The sequence below is a fragment of the Kosakonia cowanii JCM 10956 = DSM 18146 genome, from assembly GCF_001975225.1.
GTDB classification, from domain to species: domain Bacteria; phylum Pseudomonadota; class Gammaproteobacteria; order Enterobacterales; family Enterobacteriaceae; genus Kosakonia; species Kosakonia cowanii.
In genome coordinates, this window is record NZ_CP019445.1 from 3,584,666 (window position 1) to 3,605,734 (window position 21,069).

Annotated in this window: 19 protein-coding genes; 5 read left to right on the plus strand and 14 right to left on the minus strand. The window is 53.2% G+C overall.

Annotated elements, in window-relative coordinates:
• Positions 1-26 precede the first annotated feature (26 nt).
• The 4 genes from BWI95_RS16860 to BWI95_RS16875 all read right to left on the minus strand — a co-directional run bounded on the left by BWI95_RS16860 (position 27) and on the right by BWI95_RS16875 (position 4,025).
• A complete protein-coding gene (locus tag BWI95_RS16860) occupies positions 27-773 on the minus strand; it encodes an OspG family effector kinase (RefSeq protein ID WP_076769884.1) in 747 nt (248 codons plus the stop codon).
• Between the two features lie 75 nt (positions 774-848).
• Positions 849-1,190 carry a YdbL family probable chaperone protein gene (locus BWI95_RS16865; protein WP_054803763.1) on the minus strand — a complete coding sequence of 114 codons (342 nt, stop codon included), beginning with the start codon at positions 1,188-1,190 and terminating at the stop codon, positions 849-851.
• A gap of 7 nt (positions 1,191-1,197) precedes the next feature.
• Complete coding sequence (locus BWI95_RS16870) at positions 1,198-1,389, minus strand: YnbE family lipoprotein (RefSeq protein ID WP_054803764.1); 192 nt, start codon at positions 1,387-1,389, stop codon at positions 1,198-1,200.
• Entirely contained in the window at positions 1,386-4,025 is a 2,640-nt protein-coding gene (locus BWI95_RS16875; RefSeq protein WP_076769885.1) for a YdbH family protein, read from the minus strand. The genes BWI95_RS16870 and BWI95_RS16875 overlap by 4 nt, the downstream gene beginning before the upstream one ends.
• Positions 4,026-4,312: 287 nt before the next feature.
• Here BWI95_RS16875 and BWI95_RS16880 point away from each other — a divergent pair, with 287 nt between their 5' ends.
• Together BWI95_RS16880 and hslJ are read left to right on the plus strand one after the other, a co-directional pair.
• The gene (locus BWI95_RS16880; RefSeq protein ID WP_076769886.1) at positions 4,313-5,302 is read left to right on the plus strand and encodes a 2-hydroxyacid dehydrogenase; all 990 of its coding nucleotides are present in this window, start codon (positions 4,313-4,315) and stop codon (positions 5,300-5,302) included.
• A gap of 107 nt (positions 5,303-5,409) precedes the next feature.
• Entirely contained in the window at positions 5,410-5,832 is a 423-nt protein-coding gene (gene hslJ / locus BWI95_RS16885) for a heat shock protein HslJ (protein WP_054803765.1), read from the plus strand.
• Here hslJ and BWI95_RS16890 read toward each other — a convergent pair.
• Positions 5,826-6,092 (minus strand): putative hemolysin, encoded by a 267-nt coding sequence (locus BWI95_RS16890; RefSeq protein WP_076770329.1) that lies wholly within the window; start codon positions 6,090-6,092, stop codon positions 5,826-5,828. The two genes, hslJ and BWI95_RS16890, sit on opposite strands and share 7 nt — an antisense overlap.
• 280 nt (positions 6,093-6,372) lie before the next feature.
• Here BWI95_RS16890 and nifJ point away from each other — a divergent pair, with 280 nt between their 5' ends.
• From nifJ to ttcA, 3 genes are all read left to right on the plus strand, one after another.
• A complete protein-coding gene (gene nifJ / locus BWI95_RS16895; RefSeq protein ID WP_076769887.1) occupies positions 6,373-9,897 on the plus strand; it encodes a pyruvate:ferredoxin (flavodoxin) oxidoreductase in 3,525 nt (1,174 codons plus the stop codon).
• Between the two features lie 123 nt (positions 9,898-10,020).
• Positions 10,021-10,233, plus strand: coding sequence for a KTSC domain-containing protein (locus BWI95_RS16900; protein WP_054803766.1), 213 nt, complete (start codon positions 10,021-10,023; stop codon positions 10,231-10,233).
• A 127-nt stretch (positions 10,234-10,360) separates the two neighbouring features.
• Positions 10,361-11,296: a tRNA 2-thiocytidine(32) synthetase TtcA gene (gene ttcA, locus BWI95_RS16905; RefSeq protein ID WP_076769888.1), complete on the plus strand. Its 936-nt coding sequence runs from the start codon at positions 10,361-10,363 to the stop codon at positions 11,294-11,296.
• A gap of 51 nt (positions 11,297-11,347) precedes the next feature.
• Here ttcA and dbpA read toward each other — a convergent pair whose 3' ends face one another.
• From dbpA to BWI95_RS23545, 9 genes are all read right to left on the minus strand, one after another.
• Positions 11,348-12,721, minus strand: a complete 1,374-nt coding sequence (gene dbpA, locus BWI95_RS16910) for an ATP-dependent RNA helicase DbpA (RefSeq protein WP_076769889.1) — start codon at positions 12,719-12,721, stop codon at positions 11,348-11,350.
• A gap of 62 nt (positions 12,722-12,783) precedes the next feature.
• On the minus strand, positions 12,784-12,933 hold the full coding sequence (gene ynaL / locus BWI95_RS23540; protein WP_164896942.1) for a proline-rich small protein YnaL: 150 nt from the start codon (positions 12,931-12,933) through the stop codon (positions 12,784-12,786).
• A 277-nt stretch (positions 12,934-13,210) separates the two neighbouring features.
• A complete protein-coding gene (gene zntB / locus BWI95_RS16915; protein WP_054803768.1) occupies positions 13,211-14,194 on the minus strand; it encodes a zinc transporter ZntB in 984 nt (327 codons plus the stop codon).
• Positions 14,195-14,338: 144 nt separating this feature from the next.
• Positions 14,339-15,523, minus strand: a complete 1,185-nt coding sequence (locus BWI95_RS16920; protein WP_076769890.1) for a methyl-accepting chemotaxis protein — start codon at positions 15,521-15,523, stop codon at positions 14,339-14,341.
• Between the two features lie 427 nt (positions 15,524-15,950).
• Entirely contained in the window at positions 15,951-16,139 is a 189-nt protein-coding gene (locus BWI95_RS16925) for a YdiH family protein (protein WP_023478583.1), read from the minus strand.
• Between the two features lie 571 nt (positions 16,140-16,710).
• Entirely contained in the window at positions 16,711-17,097 is a 387-nt protein-coding gene (locus tag BWI95_RS16930; protein ID WP_076769892.1) for a HumD family translesion DNA polymerase, read from the minus strand.
• On the minus strand, positions 17,097-17,336 hold the full coding sequence (locus BWI95_RS23775; protein ID WP_054803771.1) for a hypothetical protein: 240 nt from the start codon (positions 17,334-17,336) through the stop codon (positions 17,097-17,099). The genes BWI95_RS16930 and BWI95_RS23775 overlap by 1 nt, the downstream gene beginning before the upstream one ends.
• Positions 17,337-17,605: 269 nt before the next feature.
• Complete coding sequence (locus tag BWI95_RS16940; protein ID WP_083699404.1) at positions 17,606-18,625, minus strand: acyltransferase family protein; 1,020 nt, start codon at positions 18,623-18,625, stop codon at positions 17,606-17,608.
• A 250-nt stretch (positions 18,626-18,875) separates the two neighbouring features.
• Positions 18,876-21,032 carry a tail fiber/spike domain-containing protein gene (locus tag BWI95_RS23545; RefSeq protein ID WP_076769894.1) on the minus strand — a complete coding sequence of 719 codons (2,157 nt, stop codon included), beginning with the start codon at positions 21,030-21,032 and terminating at the stop codon, positions 18,876-18,878.
• Positions 21,033-21,069 lie beyond the last annotated feature (37 nt).

Consider the following 21,069-nt stretch of genomic DNA (forward strand, 5'->3'; position numbering starts at 1 on the left):
TCTCTTCCCCCAGTGGAAGAGAGGTATTAAGCCTGTTTTAGCGCATTCACTTCGCGCGTAAAGGTTCTGAAGTAGTAGTTAATCTTGCGTACCAACTCCTCCACCATAAACTCATTGAGCGGCACGCCAGGCGGGTTGAGATGTGAGTCGTCAAAATCGATCAGGCTAAAGCTGTCTGTTTGCGGATCGTAGAGAATATTGCCGAGATTAATGTCATTGTGATCGACCCCGGCGAGTTCAAGTTTTTTCGCTAACTGCGTGGCAACATCCCCTTTTGCATATCTGGCGACAGCTTTTTCTGCAAGCCCGATATTCCCCTGCGCCAGAATGTCCGCCAGCGACGCTCCGCTGATTCTCCTGAGTTTTACCGAGACCGCTTTCTGCAGAGGATTGGCCGTCTTTCTCATCATTACGTTTGCACTGCCTGCGCCGTAAAGACGATTAAACGCCGCCGCATTGTTCATTGCGCTACGCAAACGCCCTTTGCGATCGGGATCGACGATACCGCTGTAATCCTTCATCACGTACTCATCATCATAGTGATAGACGCTGCCAATGGAGCCCGTGGCGATCAGGTTTTCCGTTTTACGATAGCGTTCATGTGCGTCAGATCCTGCTCCGCTCTTTGCCTGAGATGAACGACGTCTAAAGGGAGAGATAATTCTTTCAAATGCCCGGCGTAGCACAGAGTGTTTTCTGGCGGGCGCCTCCTCTTCCGGCTCTTGCCGAGCGGAAGGCGTCGTCGGCTGTGCCGGTTTTTTATAAGCGTACATGGGCATCATCTCCGGGTAAGAGCACCCTTTGATGGTAGTGAAAAGCGCTATTCATCTGCGCGCTTTTCAGAGGTTTCACTGGCCCTGTTCGCCCGGTTTACGTAGCCACTTACCGTTAATGCCGCGCACATACTCACCCGGCTTTGCCCGCGCGACCAGTTTCTGCCCCGCCATATTGGCGACATCATCCACCGGAATATTGTTGCGGTCTGCCAACTGCTGGTAGCTCTCGGTACGCGCTTTATTGATGCGTTCAACCAGCGCCAGCGTCTCGCGATCCTGACGCAGCGGTGCGAGATAGCCGTTCAGCGTTTCGCCGACGCGGCCCTGGCTGCGCGCCTCATCCAGCGTGAGCGCCTGAGCGATGCCGCTGACCAGGCTTAGCGCGAGCAGTGCTCCTATGACTCGTTTTTTCATCATCGCCTCAGAAGAGATCGCTTCGGGATTTCAGCAGGCTCTCCACATCTTTATCGACCTTGATATGGATCTCATGCTCAATTTTGACGTTCATGTTGATGGTGATCGGCTCTTTTGGTGCCGCCACTTCAATTCGCGGCGTACAGCCAGCCAGCAGCGTTACCGCCAGCAGGCCTGGCACGATTTTCAGGGTTCTCATCTCTTTTCCTCGCACGACGTGCCCTTTTTGCAGCGCGTTTCGGGCAGCGCCGCATGTTGCTCAAGCCATGACTGTAAGTTGTCAGCAAAACGCAGACTGCGCCATAGCGTGAACAGATTTTCCTGATGGGTGTAGTTGAGATTAACACGCCCGCTTTTCCCTTCGGCATAACTGGTGCCGGAGAGTTTCGCGCGCAGGGTTAACTGCCCCAGATTATCGACATCAATCTTCGTCCACGAGCGCGAAATTTCCATATAGCGCAGCCAGTTAATCGCCGCGCCCGCCGCCATATGGTCGTTGACGATAGCGTCGGCGGTGTTTTTATCGAGCCGCAGCGTCATCGGCCCCGGGTTATGCAGCCAGCCATCTTTGATGATCCAGCGTGGGTTATCGAGCCACAGCGGCAGCGCGCCGTCAACGGGGCCGGAGAGCGCGAACTGCTTCGGATTCACCGCGCTTATCACTTCACTCGCTTCAATATGCTTCAGGCGCAGCAGCGCCGCGTCGTGCTGCGGCAGGCGGAGCTGTTGCAGCGTCACTTTGCCACCCAGCACATCGACGCTGACATCGCTGAGGGTCAGCGGATCTTGCTCGCTGTAGGGCCACGTCCCCTGTAAATCGGCGGTGATATTTTTTGCCGTCACCTGATTGACCACCTCACCGATGCGCAGCGACACCGGGTGGCGCGTGCCCAGTTGCCAGCTAGCATCGCGGTAGCGGAACGACAGCACAAAGTCGACACCGTGGATCTCGTTATCCGGCGTCCAGACGCTGCCATTTTTCAGCACGCCGTGGCCGCCCGCTTCAAACCCCTGATCGGCTGCGGCGGAAAAGGCGACCTGCGCGTAGAGCGAGCCATCGAGCAGATTCATTTTCCACTCCGGCGGCACAAGCGGCTGGAACACGGTCAGGGATTGCTGTGGCCACCACGCCTGGCCGCGCAGGCGCTCACCGTCCCAGCGACCATTCACCTGCACCGGGCCAATCGCTTCGGCATTCAGCGCGCCTTTGAACTGGAAGCGTGTCGGCTCCGGGCCGTCAACGCTGAAATGCAGGGTTGAGGGCGGTAAAACGCTGCCGCTGCTGAAGGTGGTTTTGCCCGCATCCAACGTCAGAGCGCCGGTAAAGCGCGGTTTAGCCGCATTACGCAGCCAGCGCACCGGTTTATCCAGCACCAGCCTCGGCTTACTCATCTGCATGGCACCATACTGCAGCTGATCGAAGCCGGTAGAGAGTTCCGTTAAGGTGATCGCCTCGTCGCGCCACTCTCCCCGCCCGGCAACATCCCAGCGAGCGTGCATCGGCGTGAAATGACCATCGCCCCAGTAACGCCAGCGCCACAATCCATTATCCGGCAGGAAATCCTCCGCCCGGCCGTCAAGATGGAGGGTGAAGTCGCCGAGCGCATTCTCATGGGCGCGCAGAATGGCCTGCAAGCGCCCGTCGATACCGTGCTGCGTCAGCTTAACGCCCGCCAGCGGCCAGCGCACCTCATCAATATTTAGCGAATCAATAATGCGCCCTCGTGAGCGCAGCAGCGCGCCAGGGCTGAAGGCCAGGTGCGGATCCTCAAGGCTACCGCTGAGACGGCCGGGGAGCACGGCGTAGAAGATCAAATCGCCCTGCTTCGCCTCACCGGTCAGCTGCAACGGCATATCGCTGTTGCCGGGGCTGAGGCGTCCCGGCCCGAAGTTGAGCACGGCGTTACCTTTGCCAGCATCGCCCTGAGTTAAGACATTTAACCGGCCGCTGATACGTGCATTTTCAAGACCATCTTGCCAGTTGTCGATGTTCACGCCGACGCGGCCGCTTAACGGAAAGCCCTGATAGGGCCAGTTCCAGCGCCCGTCGCTGATGGTGAAGCGCTCTTCGCTCATCTGCCAGGGGAGATCCAGCAGCGGCTCCCCTTCGCCACGCGCCATTACAATCAGTTGCCCCTGGTTATCGCGCCAGTCGAGATCGACATCGAGAGTGTGCGGCTGCTGCGGCAGCGTTAAGGTGCTCTCCATATGGCCGTTCACCGGGATGCCCGCCGGATCGTTAGGCAGCGTAAAGTCGCCGCCAAGGGTAAATGGCGGCTGATCGCTAAACAGCTTTAGCGCCATGCGATTGACGTTCAGCTTCTGGCCCTGCAGGCGCGCATTGAGTTCGACGCGTTCACCCTGATAAGTGAGCGCCTGAACCTGCGGCGTCAGTGCCAGCGAAAGTTTGCCCTGCCACGTTTTCCACGGCGACACCGTCAGGCGATCGACGGTTACCCAGCTGTAAGGCAGCAGCGACTGCCACTGCGCCAGCGAACGCGGCGCGCTACTCTCTTCCTCATTTTTGGCGAGTTTATTCAGGCAGGCGGTGTTAATCACCAGCGTATCGATATGCAGCTGCCAGCGGCTGGGATGGGTCAGCCGGGCATTGCTGAGCTCAGCGAGCGTACAGTCACCGGCGATGTAGCGTAAATCGGGTATATGCAGGGAGCGGAAGGTGAGGCGCGGGCTGTCGCTCATGGCGATGCGTGTGCCGGCGGGCAACCAGATGCCGACCAGCGTTGGCACCCACTGCGCCAGCGTCAGCAGCAGCGTGAGCGGCAGCAGTATAAACAGTAGTGCCAGTGCGATGGCGGCCTTGTATTTACCCTTCATGGGCGGCTAATATCCTGATTTTGCATCTAATTGAGGCGAAACTGGCGTCTATTGTGCCACGTCGCGGCGCGATATTGAACGCACACGCCTCGTTAATCATAGACTGGCCGCTGCGTTTACCCCTAATGGGCGTTCAACCGATGAGCCGCCGATCTCTGTTCGCGGGATAGACATATACTCAATCTGGAAGCATTTACCTCGCCTCTGTCTCTAAACAATATTTGAGCATTTACTTAATAATTTTAAAACGTGATAATAGAGGCAGAAAATCATTGGAGAAAAGTCTTATGAAACTCGCGATATACAGCACAAAACAATACGATAAAAAGTATTTGCAGCAGGTAAACGAGCACTATGGCTACGATCTTGAATTTTTCGACTTTCTCCTGACGGAAAAGACCGCCAAAACCGCCAATGGCTGCGAAGGTGTCTGTATTTTCGTCAATGACGACGGCAGCCGCCCGGTGCTGGAAGAGCTGAAGAAGCTCGGCGTGAAGTTTATCGCCCTGCGCTGCGCCGGCTTTAACAACGTCGATCTGGACGCGGCTAAAGAGCTGGGGCTGAGCGTCGTGCGCGTCCCGGCCTACTCGCCGGAAGCGGTGGCCGAGCATGCTATCGGCATGATGATGACCCTTAACCGTCGCATTCACCGTGCGTATCAACGCACCCGCGATGCCAACTTCTCCCTTGAGGGTCTGACCGGTTTCACTATGTACGGAAAAACCGCGGGCGTGATCGGCACCGGGAAAATCGGCGTTGCCGCGCTGCGTATTCTGAAAGGTTTCGGTATGCGTCTGCTGGCGTTTGATCCCTACCCGAGCGCAGCGGCGCTGGATATGGGCGTCGAGTATGTCGATCTGCAAACACTCTTTTCGCAGTCGGACGTCATCTCCCTGCACTGCCCGCTGACGCCGGAGAACTTCCACCTGCTCAACCAGACCGCATTTGAGCAGATGAAAAACGGTGTGATGATCATTAACACCAGCCGCGGCGGGCTGGTGGATTCCCAGGCCGCGATCGAAGCATTAAAAACGCAGAAGATTGGCGCGCTGGGAATGGACGTGTATGAGAATGAGCGCGATCTCTTCTTTGAAGATAAATCCAATGATGTGATTCAGGATGACGTGTTCCGCCGGTTATCCGCCTGCCACAACGTGCTGTTTACCGGTCATCAGGCCTTTTTGACCGCCGAAGCGTTGACCAGTATTTCGGAAACAACGCTGGAAAACTTGCGTCAGTTGCATGAGGGCGAAAGCTGCCCGAACGCGCTGACATGAGACCCGCTCCCCATCGCCGGGGAGCGTTTTAAGAGTAACCCCGGTGACACGGCTGTTCGACCGGGTACAATTCCCACCGTTTTGATGGAACGAACCCAGAGGAAAAGATGAAAAAATTGATCGCTTTGGTCGCGTTGAGCGCAGTGCTTGCTGGCTGCGTCAGTTCCCGCGCCGTACAGCTGAAACCAGAACAACTGGAAAATCAGCGCTTTGTATTGACTACATTTAATGGCAAAGGCATTGCGCCAGACGAGCCGAAACCCGAGATCCGCTTTGATAAAGATCTGCGCGTATCCGGCAAAATGTGTAACGGTTTTACCGGTCAGGGCAAACTCTCTGAAGGTGCCTTAACCGTGAAGCATCTGGCGATGACGATGATGATGTGCCCGGACGCGCAGCGTAACGAACTGGACCACACCATTAATGCGATGCTCGCCGAGGGCGCGCAGGTTGATCTGACGGGGAATCAGCTGACGCTGACCACCGCGACGCAGACCCTGATTTACACCCGCGCCGCGAACGCTCAGTAAGTTCCACAACTGCCGGTGGCAAGCGACTGCTCGCTGCAGCGTTTGCCATTTGGCAGTGCACACATCCCTGTCATTGACCCATCAAGCTGGCGTGCGACGGACATTGAACCGCCGATCATCGCACAGTTGGCCTGCCCACTATTAGACATCGCCGCTTTTAACCCTGGCGCAACGTGCGCGGCGGTTGCCTGCTGTACAGGTTCACTGCTGCAGGCTGACAATAACAGTGCGGCACACCCGATCCATAATGCTGAACGCATCTCTTTCTCTCCCCCATCAAAAAAGCGAAACCCAAGCATCATAGGCAGCCTGCCGCAATACGTCGAGGGCTGAAACTCATCTTTGTGGCGCGGTGAAACACTTTTTTGCGATTTTTCCTGCTTCATGCGCAACGCAACCGCTCAATTCATTGATTCACGTTATGAGTCAGGACACAAAAGCGAAAATTGTTCAGCGGGGCGTTTGCTAAGATCAAAGCACAACTACAGGACTCGTCGCCGTAAAACGCGTCCCTTCTTTTGAGCAATGTAAGGGTGCCTTATGATCACAATCGACGGTAATGGCGCAGTCGCATCCGTTGCGTACCGCACCAGTGAAGTTATCGCCATCTACCCGATTACCCCCAGTTCAACGATGGCTGAACAGGCAGATGCCTGGGCAGGCAACGGCCTGAAAAATATCTGGGGCGACACGCCGCGCGTGGTAGAGATGCAGTCAGAAGCGGGGGCGATTGCCGCCGTGCACGGGGCATTGCAGACCGGGGCGCTCTCAACGTCGTTTACCTCATCGCAGGGTTTGCTGCTGATGATCCCAACCCTCTATAAGCTGGCCGGGCAGTTAACTCCCTTTGTGCTGCACGTTGCCGCGCGAACCGTCGCCACCCATGCGCTGTCGATTTTTGGCGACCACTCCGATGTGATGGCGGTGCGCCAGACCGGCTGCGCCCTGCTCTGCGCCAGCAGCGTGCAGGAAGCGCAGGATTTTGCCCTTATCTCCCATATCGCGACGCTGAAAAGCCGTGTGCCATTTATTCACTTCTTTGATGGTTTTCGCACTTCGCACGAGATAAACAAGATCGTGCCGCTCCCGGACAACACCCTGCGCGCGCTGATGCCCGAGCAGGAGATTGAGCAGCATCGTGCGCGAGCGCTCAACCCGGAACACCCGGTGATCCGCGGCACCTCGGCGAACCCGGACACCTATTTCCAGTCCCGCGAAGCGACAAACCCGTGGTACAACGCCGTTTACGACCATGTTGAGCAGGCGATGGATGATTTTGCCGCCGCCACGGGTCGACACTACAAACCCTTTGAGTATTATGGTCACCCGCAGGCGGAGCGGGTGATCGTGCTGATGGGCTCGGCGATTGGCACCTGCGAAGAGGTGATTGATGAGCTGCTGACACGCGGCGAGAAAGTCGGCGTGCTGAAAGTGCGGCTCTATCGCCCCTTCAGCGCCGCGCATCTGCTGGCGGTACTGCCGCAGAGCGTGCGCAGTGTGGCGGTGCTGGATCGCACCAAAGAGCCGGGCGCGCAGGCGGAGCCGCTCTATCTCGATGTGATGACCGCGCTTGCGGAAGCCTTTAATCGCGGTGAGCGCGAAACGTTGCCGCGCGTGATTGGCGGCCGCTATGGGTTGTCGTCGAAAGAGTTTGGGCCGGAGTGTGTCCTGGCCGTCTTTAATGAGCTGCGTGCCGATAAACCGAAACCGCGCTTCACCGTCGGCATTTATGATGATGTTACTCACCTCTCCCTGCCGCTGCCGGAAAATACCCTGCCGACGCACGCCAAACTGGAAGCGCTCTTTTATGGGCTCGGCAGCGATGGCAGCGTCTCGGCGACCAAGAACAATATCAAGATCATTGGCAACGCGACGCCATGGTACGCGCAGGGCTACTTTGTCTATGACTCCAAAAAAGCGGGCGGGCTGACGGTTTCTCATCTCCGCGTCAGCGAAAGGCCGATCAACTCGGCCTATCTGGTATCGCAGGCCGATTTTGTCGGCTGTCACCAGTTGCAGTTTATCGACAAATATCAGATGGCAGAGCGCCTGAAACCGGGCGGTATTTTCCTGCTCAACACGCCTTACAGCGCGGATGAGGTGTGGTTGCGTCTGCCGCAGGAAGTGCAGGCGGTGCTCAGGCAGAAAAACGCCCGTTTTTATGTGGTTAATGCGGCAAAAATTGCCCGCGAATGCGGGCTGGGCGCGCGCATTAACACCGTGATGCAGATGGCCTTTTTCCACCTCACCGCCATCCTGCCGGGCGACAGTGCGTTAACGGCGTTGCAGGGCGCGATTGCCAAAAGCTACAGCAGCAAAGGCCAGGAGTTGGTTGAGCGCAACTGGCAGGCACTGGCGCTGGCGCGCGAATCGCTGGCTGAAGTGCCGCTGCAGGAAGTGGATAGCCAAAGCGCGCATCGCCCGCCGGTGGTCTCAGACAGCGCGCCGGACTTTGTTAAAACCGTGACGGCAGCGATGCTGGCCGGGCTTGGCGACGCCCTGCCTGTCTCTGCGCTGCCGCCGGATGGCACCTGGCCGGTCGGCACCACGCGCTGGGAGAAGCGCAATATTGCCGAAGCGATCCCGATCTGGAAAGAGGAGCTGTGCACCCAGTGTAACCACTGCGTTGCCGCCTGCCCTCACTCGGCGATCCGCGCCAAAGTCGTGCCGCCGCAGGCGATGGAGGATGCGCCGGCAAGCCTGCATTCGCTGGATGTGAAAGCGCGTGATATGCGCGGTCAGAAATATGTTCTGCAGGTGGCACCGGAAGATTGCACCGGCTGTAACCTCTGCGTTGAGGTCTGCCCGGCGAAAGATCGCCAGGACCCGGAAATTAAGGCGATCAATATGATGTCGCGCCTTGAGCATGTCGAAGAGGAGAAAGCCAATTATGACTTCTTCCTCGACCTGCCGGAGATTGACCGCAGCCAGCTGGAGCGCATTGATATTCGTACCTCGCAGCTTATTTCGCCGCTGTTTGAGTACTCGGGTGCCTGCTCCGGCTGTGGCGAAACGCCCTATATCAAGCTGCTGACCCAGCTCTATGGCGACCGCATGATGATTGCTAACGCCACCGGCTGCTCCTCGATTTATGGTGGCAACCTGCCCTCAACGCCCTATACCACCGATGCCAACGGGCGCGGGCCGGCGTGGGCCAACTCGCTGTTTGAAGATAACGCCGAATTCGGGCTTGGCTTCCGTCTGAGCGTCGACCAGCATCGCCAGCGCGTTATGCGCCTGGTAGAGCAGTTTGCTGACGCGCTGCCCGCCGATCTGCTTGCCGCCCTGCGGGCCGATGCCACGCCGGAGGTGCGCCGCGATCAGGTGGCGGTCCTGCGTAGCGCCCTTGCCAATGTGGAAGGCGCGCAACAGCTGCTGACCGATGCCGATGCGCTGGTCGAGAAGTCGATCTGGCTAATTGGCGGCGATGGCTGGGCCTACGATATCGGCTTTGGCGGCCTGGATCATGTGATGAGCCTGACCGAGAACGTCAATATCCTGGTGCTCGATACCCAGTGTTACTCCAACACCGGCGGGCAGGCCTCGAAGGCGACGCCGCTCGGTGCGGTCACCAAGTTTGGTGAGCACGGTAAGCGCAAAGCGCGTAAAGATCTCGGCGTCAGCATGATGATGTATGGTCATGTTTACGTTGCGCAGATCTCCCTCGGTGCGCAGCTTAACCAGACGGTGAAAGCGATTCAGGAAGCGGAGGCTTACCCCGGCCCGTCGCTGATTATCGCCTACAGCCCCTGCGAAGAGCATGGCTACGATCTGGCGCTGAGCCACGATCAGATGCGCCAGCTTACCGCCACCGGCTTCTGGCCGCTCTATCGCTACGATCCGCGTCGCGAAGCGGAAGGCAAAATCCCGCTGGCGCTCGACTCCCGCCCACCGTCGGATGCGCTGGCAGAAACGTTGCTTAATGAGCAGCGCTTTAAACGCCTGAATGCGCAGCAGCCGGAGGTGGCTGAGCAGTTGTGGAAAGATGCAGCGGCAGATCTGCAAAAACGCTACGACTTCCTTGCGCAACTGGCCGGGAAAGCTGAAAAAAGCGCGGCTGAATAACGCTCAAAGCATATAAAAGCCGCCGGTTGACGCCCGGCGGCTTTTTTATGTCACTGTTTTGCATGACAACGGGCGGCAAGCTGGCTAATAATCACCACTCAACCCGGCGGCAAGGACATCTTCATGCGTCATCACCCTGTTACATCATCACGAATTGCCTCTGTGGGGTATGATCCGCAAAGCCGCACGCTGGAGATCCGTTTTCACGATAAGCGCACCTTTCAATATCACGAGGTGCCTGAGCGCATTTTTACCCTTTTTCTTACCGTCGTGTCGAAAGGCCGCTTTTATGATGGCGTGGTGAAAGGCAAATATAGGGAAAAGCGCATCGCCTGAGCCGCCCTTGCCAGGTGATAAATACCTGCCTTAGGCGTAAATCATTGGTACAATCCCGCCCTAATCGCGTATCTCTGCCTGTGGTTTATGGACCGCTGGCGCAAAAAAACCGAATTGAGCCTTTTTCATGTCGCAAAATCAAGAAATTAGCAAAAAAGAACAGTACAACCTCAACAAGTTGCAGAAGCGTCTGCGCCGCAATGTCGGCGAGGCAATTGCCGACTTCAATATGATTGAAGAAGGCGACCGGATTATGGTTTGCCTCTCCGGCGGCAAAGATAGCTACACCATGCTGGAGATCTTGCGCAACCTGCAGCAGAGCGCGCCGGTCAACTTCTCGCTGATTGCGGTCAACCTCGATCAGAAACAGCCCGGTTTTCCGGAGCATATTCTGCCTGAGTACCTTGAAGCGCAGGGCGTGGAGTACAAAATCGTTGAAGAGAACACCTACGGCATCGTGAAAGAGAAGATCCCGGAAGGTAAAACCACCTGCTCGCTCTGTTCACGCCTGCGCCGCGGCATTCTCTACCGCACCGCTACCGAACTGGGCGCGACGAAAATTGCCCTCGGCCACCACCGCGACGATATTCTGCAAACGCTGTTCCTCAATATGTTTTACGGCGGCAAGATGAAAGGCATGCCGCCGAAGCTGATGAGCGATGATGGCAAGCACATTGTTATCCGCCCGCTGGCCTACTGCCGCGAGAAAGATATCGAGCGCTTCTCCGAAGCCAAAGGCTTCCCGATTATTCCGTGCAACCTCTGCGGTTCGCAGCCTAACCTGCAGCGCCAGGTGATTGCCGATATGCTGCGCGACTGGGATAAACGCTATCCGGGCCGTATCGAAACCATGTTCAGCGCGATGCAGAATGTGGTGCCGTCGCACCTGAGCGATATCAACCTGTTCGATTTCAAAGGGATCAAACATGGTTCGGAAGTGGTCAACGGCGGCGACCTGGCATTCGATCGCGAAGAGATCCCGACGCAGCCAGTTGGCTGGCAGCCGGAAGAGGATGATGCCCAGTTCGATGCGCTACGGCTGAATGTGATTGAAGTGAAGTAAAAAAAAGCCTCTCAGGTCACTCACTGAGAGGCTTTTTTAATGGCGCTGGCGTTATTTCAACAAGCGCACGCGGCAGGCTTTGCCTTTGATTTTGCCGTTTTGTAGCTGCTTCCACGCCTGGCGCGCCACGCTCTGTCGCACTGCGACATAAACATGCGCCGGATGGACGGTGATCTTGCCGATATCGGCCCCATCCAGCCCCATCTCACCCGTTAACGCCCCCAGCACATCGCCCGGACGCATTTTGGCTTTCTTACCGCCATCAATGCAGAGCGTCGTCATCTCTGCCACCAGCGGCGCAATGGCAACATTGGCTGGCGCAGAAAGCCAGTTCAGCTTCAGGTGCAGCATCTCCGAGAGAATATTCGCCCGCTGCGCCTCTTCCGGTGCGCAGAGGCTAATCGCCAGCCCCTGATTCCCGGCTCGCGCGGTGCGCCCGATACGGTGAACGTGCACTTCCGGATCCCATGCCAGTTCATAATTGACGACCAGCTCAAGGGATTTGATATCCAGACCGCGCGCGGCGACATCGGTCGCCACCAGTACACGGGCGCTGCCGTTAGCAAAACGCACCAGCGTCTGGTCGCGGTCACGCTGCTCCAGATCGCCATGCAGCGCCAGCGCGTCCTGGCCTGCGGCGTTCAGCGCATCGCACACTTCCTGGCAATCTTTTTTAGTGTTACAGAAGACCACACAGGAGGCCGGGCGGTGGACGCTCAATAGTTTTTGCAACAGCGGGATTTTGCCGTGGCGGGAGACTTCAAAAAATTGCTGCTCGATAGCCGGCAGATCGTCAACGGTATCGATCTCCACCGTTTCCGGGTTGCGCTGTACGCGCCCGCTGATAGCAGCAATCGCCTCCGGCCAGGTGGCGGAAAAGAGTAAGGTCTGGCGCTGCGCCGGGGCGAAGCGGATCACCTCATCAATGGCGTCGCTAAAGCCCATATCAAGCATGCGATCGGCTTCATCCATCACCAGCGTTTGCAGGTTCTCCAGCGAAACCGTGCTTTTTTGCAGATGATCCAGCAGGCGGCCCGGCGTGGCGACGATGATGTGCGGCGCATGCTGCAACGAATCGCGCTGTGCGCCAAACGGCTGGCCGCCGCAGATCGTCAAAATTTTGGTATTCGGCATTGAGCGCGCCAGACGGCGCAGTTCACTGGCGACCTGATCCGCCAGTTCGCGCGTCGGGCATAAAATCAGCGACTGGGTCTGAAAACGGCTGCTATCGATATGCTGCAATACGCCAAGACCAAACGCCGCTGTTTTACCGCTGCCGGTTTTTGCCTGCACGCGGACATCTTTTCCGGCCAGAATCAGGGGGAGCGCAGCAGCCTGCACGGGGGTCATGGTGAGGTAGCCCAGTTCGTTAAGGTTATCGATCTGGGCGGCGGGCAGCATATTCAGTGTTGAAAAAGCGGTCAAAATAGAGTCTCGCGATAAAAGGCTTCGGTTCAGCAGGCGCGTATCCTCTCAGATCTGCCCGCTTAACGCGACAACTTAATCGGCTCTTCATCCGGCGGCGGATCCGGCAACGGCTGCGGTTTTGGGATCGGGTCCGGGATTGGTACCGGGTCATTCGGCACGGGGTCGGGCGGCAGTGAATAGAGCGCGTTGCGTAACGTCAGAGTAGCCATGGTGATCTCCACTTCAGCATTGTCGTTACTTTAAAGGTAGAAGCTCATGGCGCAGAGGCAAAAAAAAAGCCGACTGATTAAGTCGGCATCGTACGAATCAATTGTGCTATGCAGTAATTCAAAAAAAGGAAGTAAGACAATATGGAGCGCAACGCCCATCGCTTGACGTTGCATTCACCTGCGACGTGAATATTGCCCTGAATAGCCGCGACGTTTATTGACCTCGCTCAACTTAAGTGGCGTTTTAATGTTCAATTAATGTTAAAAAAGTTAAATTTTACAGCCATTTACTGCGATGCAGCCACCAAGTCACACCACCGATCAGCAGCGCTAGCGCGGCGCAGAAGATGGCAAAACTTAAGTGCCAGCCGCCGCCGGGAATGCCGCCAAGGTTGACGCCAAACAGCCCGGTTAAAAAGGTGCTGGGGAGAAAAACCATCGCCATTAGCGACATGGTATAGGAGCGCCGCGCAAGTGACTCCTGCATCACCTGGGTGATCTCGTCGGTCATCACGGCGGTACGCGCAATGCAGGCATCAATCTCATCCAGCCCGCGTCCGAGGCGATCGGCGATATCCTGCATGCGGCGGCGCTGATCGTCGCTCATCCATGGCAAACGTTCGCTGGTCAGCCGCGCAAAGACATCGCGCTGCGGTGCCATATAACGACGCATCACAATTAACTGCTTACGTAGCAGTGCCAGAATGCCGCGCGGTGGAACCTGCTGGTCGAGCAGATCATCCTCGAGATCGATAATCCGGTCGTGTAGTGATTCGATAAACTCGCTGGCGTGGTCGGTGAGCGAATCGCAGACATCCACCAGCCAGCCGCCGCAGTCCGTTGGCCCGCTGCCCTCTTCCAGCTCGCTGACGACATCATCCAGCGCCAGCACTTTCCGCTGGCGCGTCGAGACGATCATCCGTTCGTCCATATACACGCGCACGGCGACCAGCTGATCGGGGCGTTCGTCGGTGCTGCCATTAATGCAGCGCAGCGTAATCAGTGTCCCCTCGCCCATGCGGCTTACTCTGGGCCGCAAACTCTCGCCCGCCAGCGCGTTACGCACGCTGTTCGGTAAGACGGGTGTCGTTTCAAGCCACTGCGCGCTCTCCTGGTTGGTGTAATTCAGGTGCACCCAGCAGGGTGTCTGGGCGGTGATATCATCATCCGCTGCCAGCGGTTTGACGCCGCCTTTGCCGTCCAGCTGCCACGCGTAAACCGCGTCCGGCACCTGCAGGTCGGCTCCTTTAATGGCTTCCACTGCGCCTCCACATTCAGTCTTAGTTGATGACAGTCTAGCCATGCGCCAAGGTTAAGCAATCATGGCGCTGAATTTGCTAACAAATTACGACGGATTGCCATAAAAAAAGCCCGCAATGCGGGCTTTTTATCCACTAGGGCGCTATCAAAACGAGTGCCAGTAGTTCTCCTGGCCGCCACCGACCGCCGCCGTAAGCGGAGCCCGCGGCTTCTCTGGCTGCGCATCGCGTTGACGCGCAGGCGCAGGCTTTTCATCAGCCAGGCTAAATTTACTGGTGCGCTGCTGTAACTCTTCAACGCGATGTTTCAGTAGATCCGACGAACCGGCAAGTTCATCAACCACCGATACGTTGCTTTGCGTAACCTGCTCCAGCTCCGCCAGCGCAAGGGTGATTTGCGCAATACCCTTCTCCTGCTGCAGCGTGGAGACGGCAATCTCATCCATCAGCTTACTGACAATGCTGGCACCGGAGACAATCTCCTGCATGTTCTGCCCGGCTTCGCTCACCACTGTCGCGCCCTGAGTGACGTTATCGGTCGTGACGGCAATCAGCGATTTAATGTTCTTCGCCGCCTCGGCGCTACGGTGCGCAAGGCTGCGCACTTCGCCCGCCACCACCGAGAAACCTTTGCCGTGATCGCCGGCGCGCGCCGCTTCCACCGCGGCGTTCAGCGCCAGAATATTGGTCTGGAAAGCGATGCCATCAATAATGGAGATAATTTCGCGCATCTGCTCCGCGCAATCGGTAATGGATTGCATATTCTTCGCCACCTGCCCCATCAACTGGCCGCCGCGTTCAGCGCAGGAAGAGGCGTCATTGGCGCGGGTGCTGGCAAGCCGCGTGTTATCGGCGTTGTTTTTGGTGCTGGAAGCCATCTCTTCCATGCTGGAGGCGGTCTGCACCAGTGCTGCGGATTGCTCTTCCGTTTTCACCGACAAATCGGCACTGCGTGAAGCGAGCTGGGCGGAAAGCCCGAGCGCATTATCAGAGGAGAGGCGTATCTCTTTGACCAGCACGGCAATACTGGCGGATAAGCTATTGATACCGGGAATTAAACGGCCAGCACAGTTATTACCAAACTCCGGAATAACAATCGACAGATTACCTGCCGTCACCGCCTCAATACTTCTCTTCACCGTATTAATTGGCGTCACCAGATACTGCGTTAAATATATCCATATTAATGCCAGCGAAATAATCGATACGATACTTACCGCAGCAATTAATGGGATATTTTTTGAGAGCACGATCACTATCGCATCAACGATAACAAAAGAGACCAGAAGGTAAAAAAATATAAAGGTACGAACACTGAGATTTCTTAACATAATGAGACTCGCCAGAACACCGGAGAACGGTAGCCTCGTTATAACACTCGCAATCCGCTTTGACACGGCTAATTTAGCGCAATGCCAGGTTTGCCTTAAAGCGCCTTAGATTTTACTTAAGTAATGTAAATTAACCTTTTTACAGTAATACATCCAGTATAAACACCCATAAAACGCACTAAAACAGGTTGCGTGCAAAACAATATATCATATAAAAAGGGTTTAATTAGCGAGATAATTTTGACGCACTACATATTTAATTTAGCCAGAATAAAGCTTATCTAAATAATTAAAGATTTAGTTTTTTATGCCGATATTAATATGTTCAATTCAGACGCTGATCTATTTAATAGCAAAATTAAACAGGCGCTGCTGCTTGTAAACAAGCCAGCATAACGCCTCTTTCGTTTTAAACGTGGTGCGACAATCAGTGGATGCCAAGCCGCCAGGCAAAGTCGATCTCCTCTTTCAGCTCACTATGGGAGAGCGTAAGCAGATCTTCAAACTCAAGTTTTAGCAGGTTCAGTCTCTTCAGGTATTCAGCCGGGGTGAGCGCGCTTTTGTCGCGACGCAGGTATTCGATGGCCAGTTCGGTAGGGTTGAGTGGGTTCGACATAACATCCTCTTGGTTGGTTAAAACATCAGCACTATAGCACAATTGGCTGCCTGTTTTTTGACCATGGTCGGAAAAATCTGCCGTAAACGCCCGTTATACGCGGCCTGCGGGAAAAATGTAAAAAGGAGTTGCATGTTCAAATGATAAAGATTATCTTTCTCATTACTGAATAGTTGAGTAACCCACTCAACTATTCAGTACGACATTGCTCACATTGCTTCCAGTATTTTTTGCCCGCTCTCTGTAGCGGGCTTTTTTTGCCCTTTGCTCATCTGCGGCTGCGTCTCCTTTTTTCCTCCATTGTGCCTCCACAATACTTAACTAAAATTTTCGGCATACCTGCCCAGACAGGAAACTTTCAGCAATCAACGACTTTCCCCCTTACTTCCCGTGATGTAAGGGGGATTTTTTTATCAGTGCTTGATGATGTTATACGGGACCATTTTTATGATGTGAGATGAAGTAAGCTAAAAGCAGGTTGAAAGCAATGCATTAGCGCAAGACGAATCGACACCTTCAGAGGTTTTGAGTTGTTTTGTGCTAATTTTTTGCCCCATCCATGCCCCATCCTTCACATCACCGGATTATCATCGAACTCGCCGGTGCGCGCGTCGTTGATGATGTAGGTGATCACACCTTTGAAAACCAGGCGGCCGTCATAATCCTCATCCGTCATTGCGTAGGTTATTTCGGTCCGGTCCAGCTCTTCCAGTCTCGGGCGCGGATGAAGGCGCAGCCGCAGCATCCGAATCTTCTCATCCAGGTGACACATAACCAGAGAGCCATCTACTGGCGTTGCCGAAGTGTCCAGGATCAGCAGAGCACCTTTCTTTATCGCCTCACGCCGGGACTCAGTCGCCGCGCGCAGGAAGTAAGTTGCGGACGGTACGCGGATCAGTTCATGGTCGAGGGATATCTTTTCATCCATGTAATCAGCAGCTGGCGAAGGAAAGCCCATCACAGACCACCGTTCGGGTTGTACATCATGAACGTGCGGAGTTCTCCCTCTTGCTGAGAGATATCCTTGAACGTGCTGACGTGGACCTCAATCCACTGATTAGCCTGTCGTGGTGACCAATCCCAGTTAAAGCTAAGCAACGTCTTCACGAAGTTCTCCGTTGTAACCGTGCGCCGCCCGCTCGGCTCCATCACTATGGCCTGCCTGAATGCTGTCTCAATATCGTCTCTGCGTGGCATGATATGCCCTCAATGAATACTGTTTTTATATACAGTATTTGACTCCCAAGGCTATATCAAGAAGGCGAATCCTATTGATGTTCGGAATTTTGATGGAAATTTTTTCTGACTATAAGGATTCTCTTGCTACACAAAGGCTTATTTTTCTAAGATTTCCCCACTGCCTCATCGATAGATGCCCCGCCCGAGGCTAGACTCTTACCATTCAAACTAACGGACTTAATATGCTCAAACTTTGGGAGAATCTGCTCCAAAATTATAGTTTTGGGCTAAGGATTGACCTTCTTAGATTTATTATTTTCAACCATATTTAGAGCATACTTAGAAATTTTTATGCTATTGAAATCGATTAATTTAAAAAACACGATTGAAAAAATATAAATTGTTACTATTGTGAATATTGATGAGATTATCGCACTATAGACATATTCAAATCCGGAATGAACACAGAGCATGTATATATTGCTTGTCACCACGTAATAAACAGGCATTTGGAGAAGATAGGCAGAAAAAGAAAGCTTTCCAAGCCAAACAGATAATTTATTTGATGTAATAAAAGAAAGGCAATCTGATCTAAGAGATGAATAAACTATTAAAACTCCAGAAAGCATATTAAAAAAATAGTAGTGAAGGATTCTTCCTCCAGGCATGTCGAATGTCATATATGAAGTTACAAGTGAATAAGATGGCTGCCTGTAGTGATAGCCGGCAAGATAAGAACCAATAATGAATATCGCTATAGCTACCGCCCTGTAACTAATTCCTCTTGAAAAAAATATGCTGATACCAAAATAAAATGAAGCATATCCGTATCCATCCTTACCAGGAGAGCACAAACAAAACAATATTCCAATGACCGTAGGAGCAAGGACTTTATTCTTTAAATTAACAATCAATGGTAATGACGCAAACACCAAAAGGGAACCATAAAACTCAATTTTCATGGTCCATGTAACCCAATTGTATCTATTATCCCCTAAGAATATTGAGTCAAAGAGACCATTGCTTATTGCGCCACCCAATGTAACATCAACGTTTTTACCATAACTACTAATCCATGGGAGATTGCCAGTACTATCCTTAAACAAAGAAAATGCAAAATAACAAATTATTACTGAAGAAAGAGTTGGTATGCAAAGCCTTATATATCTCCTTGCTGCCATATTGCAGCAATTTCTTAAGATATCGCCATTACTTACACAGGCATAAGAAAGAACATAACCACTAAGAACAAAAAAATATAAACCGCTGACGTACCTGAATAAAGAACACCAGCCGGAATGCTGTATATTAACTTATCAAACCACCCAAGTGCCAAACTTGGATTCTCTCCGTGTAAATATGGCAGGAAAATTAATGAAAGGTGTGACATTATGACCATAAAACAGGCTATCCCCCTAACTCCTTCGATTGAGGATATTTTTCTATCTTTCATGCCTGGTTACCATTAGTTATGAATAAAATTAACTTAGTATCTCATTATGTAAGTAAAATGTGAAGCTGGTAAATGGAGGCCGATCCTTGGCCTTATGCTGGTTTTTACTTTGTGAAGTTTATCCTGATTGTTCCAGTATACGCACTCATCGCTTGTGGCGTTCCGTCTGGTTTGAGAAAGTTTATCGTTAGGGCTTTACCTGTTGTAGAGGATATGATTGGCGTAACACCGTTTGCGGTTAGGGTTGACACTACGCAGCCGTTAGTGGCAGTTTGGGTTACGTGCGTTCTTAGCGTGATTGTGATAAACCCATTTCCAAAAGAAATACCGCCAGCGCTAATAATCCCATATGGATCATTACTAGATGATACAGCGCCATTACTTAGAGTAATTGATACATAACGCGGAAACATACACGTCACATCTGTGCATGTATTTAACCCTTGGATGATTGCGCTAACACCATTTTGAAACCGCTCATTATCAAGAGTGCCGCGATTTGTCTTTATCTGCGCTCCAATCACCACATCAGTACAGCCAGATAATGCAATAACAGGCTTTCTAAAGCCTCCGCTCTCATTTGCTGCAGGGTCAGCTATTGTATCAAACAGATCATCAATAAATACATTTGAACTATTTGCAATTGATATCGCGACGCCAGAATCAACTTTTATTGCGTTGTTGATAATTTGCAGTCCAGAAACATTTACCGCGATTATACCTATATCTCCGCCTGCTGCCTGTGATGTCCCACGACCTATCTGAAAAAAGTTTTGAGAAACCTCAACGTTGGATATTGCCGCAGCCCCACCATCGGATCTTCCTATGTTTATAGCGGCACAGTTTCTGTTTAATGCAGAAACCATTCCTGTAGCTTTATTACCAATTATTCGCACACCTGAGATAGCACCTTGATCATTGCTGAAAGCAATAAAAGATGCTGCCCCATAGGAAACATTATTTTGAATTAAAACATTCGTACTTGGGCGTATATGAATGGGATTAAAAGCTGAATCATTCGTTGAAAGGTCAGCAGCGGTATAATCAAATAAGCTGTTGCGAACAATAATATTGTGGCTTCCACTTTGCGTTGTCGAAACGAATGGTTGTGTGTTGCTAATATAAACTGCATGCCGACCATACGATGTGGCAATAAACTTAATGCCGTCTATGGTTATATTTTTTGCTTCCGCTGTGAGGACACCATATCCGCCCGCGCTTCCAAGAGTTACAGGGGAATACTGCATCTCTGAAAACTCACAGTTTTTTGCCGCTCCTCCGTCGACCCCTATAAAATGAATCCCGGTAGTGAATTTTTTGGCGTTCGCATTATCGACAGTGATATTTCTAATCGTCTTCCCTTGGCTCCATGCCATGCGCGAGGTAATAAACTCAGATGTGGCGCTGTTATCAGCAGCTGCACTTCCTACGCCACGAAGCCCTATTAAGCTGATGTTGTCGCCGTCAAGACGAAAAGCTGATTGAATTTTTGTTGTTTTAACGGCGTTCTGAGTAGGTATGTCGTTGCAGAGTGTGACACCAGAACCAACGCGCGCGCCCTGATTATCGCTGTCCTTAACGCTTACAGGCATGTCGATATTAACGCCGATATAGCCCGCAATGCTTGATGTTGACAGCTCATTTATCTTGCGGAGGCTGATGATTTGCTGAGTATCGACGTTCTCCCAGTTCGTGTCTGGTGAACTGTTTGCGGCCACTACCAGACCGCCTGAGGGAATGTTTCCGAGGTAACGATACCAGTGACTGTCGGTGGGGTAATACACAGCCTGAAATGAACTGGTAATGGTCGTTCCAGTTGCAAAGTTACCTGTCTGGATCTGCTGGTAGGTTGATTCATCGTAGTTAGATTTCACCCACTGACGCACGGTAGCATCACCGACACTCAGCCAGGCTCCGATTCCAACACCTCCGCTTGATGATGGCGTTGAACCTGACGGTACGGTTTTTGGAAAAGAGCCATCCCATCTGTAGTACTCACCATCAGCTGTATCTTTGAGGAGTTGATTAGGCAGCGTTAATGTCGATCCTGCCTGAAATGTTCCAACAGGAATCCATCCGAATTCGGCAATCGCCTGCTGGGCCAGCCAACGCAAACCTTCAATGGTGTAATGTTCTTTACCGAAACGGTCGACATAGGTGTTAACGAGTGAAGTAACGAACTCGTCAATTTTACCCGCGTTAAATTTCAGGTCCCGCGGGGCCTCACTCGGAACTGGCAGATTTGTCGGTGTGGTAGCCATATTTTTTCCATAAAAAAACCCGGCGCCAGGCCGGGTT